This window comes from Pseudomonas koreensis (assembly GCF_036668835.1).
In the GTDB taxonomy this organism is placed as follows: Bacteria; Pseudomonadota; Gammaproteobacteria; order Pseudomonadales; family Pseudomonadaceae; genus Aquipseudomonas; species Aquipseudomonas koreensis_I.
Map to the genome: position 1 here is coordinate 1 of NZ_JAZEVW010000030.1, position 488 is coordinate 488.

Annotated in this window: 1 protein-coding gene; it reads right to left on the reverse strand. The window is 71.3% G+C overall.

Features of this window, described 5'->3' with window-relative positions:
- A partial coding sequence (locus V6F91_RS27165) for a hypothetical protein (RefSeq protein WP_332769926.1) occupies positions 1-488 on the reverse strand: 488 nt, incomplete at both ends.

Below are 488 nucleotides of genomic sequence, written 5' to 3' on the forward strand. Positions count from 1 at the left end.
GCCCAGCACCTGGATCGCCAGGCTGTAGCCCGGCGCGCCGTCGACGCGGTCACGGGCATAAAGGATGCGGTTGCCCTCGACGCGCATCGGCGCGGCCACTTCGGCGGGGAAGCGGCTGACCGACTGATAGTCGCGGAGGAAGCGGACATTGGAGAGCACTGCCTGCTTGGGGGCGAGGCGGGCGGCATCGATGGTCGCGATGCTCTCGATGCCGTGGAGCGGGCGGCCCTTGGCATCGGCGAAGGTGACCGGGCGCGGCGCCTGCTCGAGCCGCCAGGTGGCGGGACGGGCTACAGGCTCGAACCACAGGCCGACGCCGCTGTTGCCGGCGGGGAAAGCGACGAGGATGCGCGGATCGCTGCCATTGCGCAGCAGCAGGTGCGCCGCGACCTTGCCGTCGCGCACAAAGGCATTGAGATTCTGCCCCTCGGTCAGGCTGTAGGCCAGCTCGGGCGCCGTGCCCCCGCGCTGCTGCGCCATGGCCGTGG